Raw genomic sequence first — 4,716 nt, 5'->3', positions numbered from 1 at the left:
CGCCGGATGACGACCACCCGTCCCACCCCCACCCCCGCCGCTCCCGCAGACCTTCGTACCCCAAGGAGTCGATCCACCATGGCGAGCGATGCGCCGACCGGGCACGTGTCCGACCTCGACTGGCTGATGAGCGGTCTCGTCCAGCGGGTCCCGCACACGACCAGCGCGGTCCTGCTGTCCTGCGACGGCCTCGTGAAGTCGGTCCACGGCCTCGACCACGACAGCGCCGACCACATGGCCGCCCTGGCCTCCGGCCTGTACTCCCTCGGCCGCAGCGCCGGAGTGCGGTTCGGCGACGGCGGGGAGGTGCGCCAGGTCGTCGTCGAACTCGACTCGACGCTGCTCTTCGTCACCACCGCCGGCTCCGGCACCTGCCTCGCCGTGCTGGCCGGCCGCGAGGCCGACGCCGCCGTACTCGGCTACGAGATGGCGATGCTGGTCAAGAGCGTCCGCCCCTACCTGGCGACCGCGCCCCGGCAGCACGCCGTCGAATCCCCGGCGATGAGGTCTTGAGCGTGACGGCGGCCGGTGACGGGCCGTGGCTCGACGACGCGGCGGGGCGGCTGGTGCGCCCCTTCACGGTGAGCGACGGCCGCACCCGGCCGACCATCGCGCTGGATCTGATGTCGCAGGTGATGGCCACCGGCTCCGCGCCGTTCGGCTACCTCGGCCCGGAGCACGCGCAGGCGCTCGACGTGTCCCGCGCGCCCGTCTCGGTCGCCGAGGTCGCCGCCCATCTGAAGCTGCCGGCGGCGGTCACCAAGGTGCTGCTGTCGGACCTGGTCGACTGCGGGGCGCTGACCATGAAGCCCCCCGCCTTCCACCACCAACCCACTGACCGGTCACTCCTGGAGGCAGTGCTCGATGGACTACGCCGACAGCTCTGAGTACGACGACGGCCCGGACCCGTTCCCCACCGCGCTGAAGATCCTGGTGGCGGGCGGCTTCGGCGTGGGCAAGACGACCTTCGTCGGCGCCGTCAGCGAGATCGCCCCGCTCAGCACGGAGGAGCTGCTGACCACGGTCAGCGCGGCGACGGACAACCTCGAAGGCATCGAGAACAAGGTCGAGACGACCGTCGCGATGGACTTCGGCCGCATAACCCTGGACCCCCAGCACGTGCTGTACCTGTTCGGCACGCCCGGCCAGGAGCGGTTCTGGTTCATGTGGGACGAGCTGTCCGAGGGCGCGCTCGGCGCCGTCATCCTCGCCGACACGCGGCGCCTCGAGGAGTGCTTCGCCGCCGTCGACTTCTTCGAGGAGCGCGGCCTCGGCTTCATCGTCGCGGTCAACGAGTTCGACGGCGCCTACCGCTACGAGCCCGAGGAGGTGCGCGCCGCCATCGACCTCGACCCCGACATCCCCGTGGTGCGCTGCGACGCCCGCATCTCCAGCTCGGGCGTGCAGACCCTGCTCACCCTCGTCCGGCACCTCATCGCCCACGCCCCGGCACCGGCCCCGCGGCACGGGGTCCGCCGGTGAACCCTGCCGCCGACGCCCTCCCGAGGAGCCGCCCATGACCTACGACCCGCCGCGTCCGGCCGGTCGGCTGCTGCTCACCCCCGACGACACGGAGGCGCCCGCGCGTGCCCTGCGGCTGCGTCGGCTGGGCATGGGCGAGCATCCCGACACCGCGCTGGACGCCTACGCCACCCGGCTTGCCGAGCTCACCTGCGTGCCGTACGCGATGGTCAACTTCCCGGACGGGCACGGGCAGTTCTTCGCCGGACTGCACCTGCCGCCGACCGGCCCGGTGCCCAAGGAGGACGGCACCCGGCCCGAGATCGGCCGCCGGCTGCCCCGCGACCACGGCTTCTGCCCGCATGTCCTCGCCCGGCGCCGCGCGCTCGCCCTGGAGGACGTGCGCGACTACCCGCGGTTCGCGGGCAACCCGGTCGTCGACGGACTGGGCGTCCGCTCCTACCTCGGCGCACCCCTCATCGACAGCACGGGCACGGTGCTCGGCACGGTCAGCGTCAGCGACGTACAGCCGCGCAGCTGGGGGCGGACCGGCCTGGACACCATCAAGTCGACGGCCGCCGAACTCGTCGTACGGCTGGAGCGGCGCGCGGAGGACGGCTTCCCGCTCTGAGCCCCTTCTTCCGGGTGGGGGCGGCACGACGCGCGGACTCCCGCACGACGCGCGGTCGGCGGTACGACGTGCCAGACTGCCGACACGGGCGTGAAGCGGAGCTGTGGCGGCGCTTAAGAAAACCTCGATGGACCGAGGGCGGCGCGGTACGGCAGATTGCCAGTTGATTCCACCCCTCTTGCCCGGTGCGGGTTCCTGTCGCGTGTCCGCGAACGACCCGGCCCCGGGCCTCACCGTCAGGAGCCGTAGCGTTGAAGGCGCTGGTCAAGCAGAAGGCGGAACCCGGGCTGTGGCTCGCGGACGTACCGGAGCCCGCCATCGGCCCCGGCGACGTACTGATCAAGGTCCTGCGCACCGGGATCTGCGGCACCGACCTGCACATCCGGTCCTGGGACGGCTGGGCCCAGTCGACGATCACCACCCCGCTCGTCATCGGGCACGAGTTCGCCGGCGAGGTCGTCGAGATCGGCCGTGACGTCAGCGACATCGAGGTGGGCGACCGGGTCAGCGGCGAGGGCCACCTCGTCTGCGGCAAGTGCCGCAACTGCCTCGCCGGACGCCGCCACCTGTGCCGGGCCACCGTCGGCCTCGGCGTCGGCCGCGACGGCGCCTTCGCGGAGTACGTCGCCCTGCCCGCCCAGAACGTGTGGGTGCACCGCGTGCCCGTCGACCTCGACGTGGCCGCGATCTTCGACCCGTTCGGCAACGCCGTGCACACCGCGCTGTCCTTCCCGCTGGTCGGCGAGGACGTCCTGATCACCGGCGCGGGCCCGATCGGCCTGATGGCGGCCGCCGTCGCCCGCCACGCAGGCGCCCGCAACGTCGTGATCACGGACGTGAGCGAGGAGCGTCTTGAGCTGGCCCGCAAGATCGGCGTGAGCCTGGCGCTGAACGTGGCGTCGTCCACCATCGCCGACGGCCAGCGCACGCTGGGCCTGCGCGAGGGCTTCGACATCGGCCTGGAGATGTCCGGCCGCCCCGAGGCGCTGCGCGACATGATCGCCAACATGACCCACGGCGGCCGTATCGCCATGCTCGGCCTGCCGGCCGAGGAGTTCCCGGTCGACTGGGCCCGCGTCGTCACCTCGATGATCACCCTCAAGGGCATCTACGGCCGGGAGATGTTCGAGACCTGGTACGCCATGTCGGTGCTGCTGGAGGGCGGTCTCGACCTCGCCCCCGTGATCACCGGCCGCTACGGCTACCGCGACTTCGAGGCGGCCTTCGCCGACGCGGCGAGCGGCAAGGGCGGCAAGGTCATCCTCGACTGGACCGCGTGACCGCTCCGGTCGCCACCGCCTCCCCGCGCCCCGGCTCTTCCCGTCTTCCCAGCCCTCCCAGGCCCCTCTAGGAGCTTTGCGATGTTCGACTCCGTGCGCGACGACCTGCGCGCCACCCTCGACGAGATCCGGGCCGCCGGTCTGCACAAGCCCGAGCGGGTGATCGGCTCCCCGCAGTCCGCGACCGTGAACGTCACCGCGGGCGGCCGCCCCGGTGAGGTGCTCAACTTCTGCGCCAACAACTACCTCGGCCTCGCCGACCACCCCGAGGTGATCGCCGCGGCCCACGAGGCGCTGGACCGCTGGGGCTACGGCATGGCCTCGGTCCGCTTCATCTGCGGCACGCAGGAGGTGCACAAGGAGCTGGAGGCACGGCTCTCGGCGTTCCTCGGCCAGGAGGACACGATCCTCTACTCCTCGTGCTTCGACGCCAACGGCGGTGTCTTCGAGACCCTCCTCGGCGCCGAGGACGCGGTCATCTCCGACGCCCTCAACCACGCCTCGATCATCGACGGCATCCGCCTCAGCAAGGCCCGCCGCTTCCGCTACGCCAACCGCGACCTCGAGGACCTGGAGCGTCAGCTCAAGGAGGCGCAGGGGGCCCGGCGGCGGCTGATCGTGACCGACGGCGTCTTCTCCATGGACGGCTATCTGGCGCCGCTGCGCGAGATCTGCGACCTCGCCGACCGCTACGACGCGATGGTCATGGTCGACGACTCGCACGCCGTCGGCTTCGTCGGCCCGAACGGGCAGGGCACCCCCGAGCTGCACGGCGTGCAGGACCGTGTCGACATCATCACCGGCACCCTCGGCAAGGCGCTCGGCGGTGCCTCCGGCGGCTATGTGGCCGCCCGCGCCGAGATCGTCGCCCTGCTGCGCCAGCGGTCCCGCCCCTACCTGTTCTCGAACACGCTCGCCCCGGTGATCGCCGCGGCCTCCCTGAAGGTGCTCGACCTGCTGGAGTCGGCGGACGACCTGCGGGTGCGGCTGCGGGAGAACACGGCGCTGTTCCGCTCGCGGATGACCGAGGAGGGCTTCGACGTCCTGCCCGGCGACCACGCGATCGCGCCCGTGATGATCGGCGACGCGGCGAAGGCGGGCCGCATGGCCGAACTCCTCCTGGAGCGCGGCGTGTACGTGATCGGCTTCTCCTACCCCGTGGTTCCCCAGGGCCAGGCCCGCATCAGGGTCCAGCTCTCGGCGGCCCACTCGACGGAGGACGTGAACCGGGCCATCGAGGCGTTCATCGCGGCGCGAGCCGAACTGGGCGACTGAGACCGACGCGGGCCCGGGGCCCTGGCCCGGGGCCCCGGCCCGGCCTCCGGTCCCGGGCCCCGGCCCGGC

General features: G+C 72.2%; 6 protein-coding genes. All 6 read left to right on the top strand.

Annotated elements, in window-relative coordinates; translation table 11 throughout:
- Nucleotides 1-78 precede the first annotated feature (78 nt).
- The 6 genes from WN71_RS36080 (at nucleotide 79) to WN71_RS36055 (ending at nucleotide 4,647) form a co-directional block, all read left to right on the top strand.
- Nucleotides 79-513 carry a roadblock/LC7 domain-containing protein gene (locus WN71_RS36080; protein ID WP_046592955.1) on the top strand — a complete coding sequence of 145 codons (435 nt, stop codon included), beginning with the start codon at nucleotides 79-81 and terminating at the stop codon, nucleotides 511-513.
- Nucleotides 514-515: 2 nt separating this feature from the next.
- Entirely contained in the window at nucleotides 516-887 is a 372-nt protein-coding gene (locus WN71_RS36075) for a DUF742 domain-containing protein (protein ID WP_046592954.1), read from the top strand.
- Entirely contained in the window at nucleotides 865-1,482 is a 618-nt protein-coding gene (locus tag WN71_RS36070; RefSeq protein ID WP_071369923.1) for a GTP-binding protein, read from the top strand. Before WN71_RS36075 ends, WN71_RS36070 begins: the two co-directional genes overlap by 23 nt.
- A gap of 34 nt (nucleotides 1,483-1,516) precedes the next feature.
- A complete protein-coding gene (locus WN71_RS36065) occupies nucleotides 1,517-2,092 on the top strand; it encodes a GAF domain-containing protein (protein ID WP_046592905.1) in 576 nt (191 codons plus the stop codon).
- 251 nt (nucleotides 2,093-2,343) lie between these two features.
- On the top strand, nucleotides 2,344-3,372 hold the full coding sequence (gene tdh / locus WN71_RS36060; RefSeq protein ID WP_046592904.1) for an L-threonine 3-dehydrogenase: 1,029 nt from the start codon (nucleotides 2,344-2,346) through the stop codon (nucleotides 3,370-3,372).
- Between the two features lie 81 nt (nucleotides 3,373-3,453).
- Complete coding sequence (locus WN71_RS36055) at nucleotides 3,454-4,647, top strand: glycine C-acetyltransferase (RefSeq protein ID WP_046592903.1); 1,194 nt, start codon at nucleotides 3,454-3,456, stop codon at nucleotides 4,645-4,647.
- Nucleotides 4,648-4,716: the final 69 nt, after the last annotated feature.

It is taken from the genome of Streptomyces mangrovisoli (assembly GCF_000974985.2).
GTDB lineage: Bacteria > Actinomycetota > Actinomycetes > Streptomycetales > Streptomycetaceae > Streptomyces > Streptomyces mangrovisoli.
This window is presented reverse-complemented; position numbering and strand designations above follow the sequence as displayed.

What these genes read in the sequence shown, in the direction of transcription:
- WN71_RS36080 (WP_046592955.1), top strand. Translation starts at nt 79, where the DNA reads ATGGCGAGCGATGCGCCGACCGGGCACGTGTCCGACCTCGACTGGCTG.
- WN71_RS36070 (WP_071369923.1), top strand. Translation starts at nt 865, where the DNA reads ATGGACTACGCCGACAGCTCTGAGTACGACGACGGCCCGGACCCGTTC.
- WN71_RS36065 (WP_046592905.1), top strand. Translation starts at nt 1,517, where the DNA reads ATGACCTACGACCCGCCGCGTCCGGCCGGTCGGCTGCTGCTCACCCCC.
- WN71_RS36055 (WP_046592903.1), top strand. Translation starts at nt 3,454, where the DNA reads ATGTTCGACTCCGTGCGCGACGACCTGCGCGCCACCCTCGACGAGATC.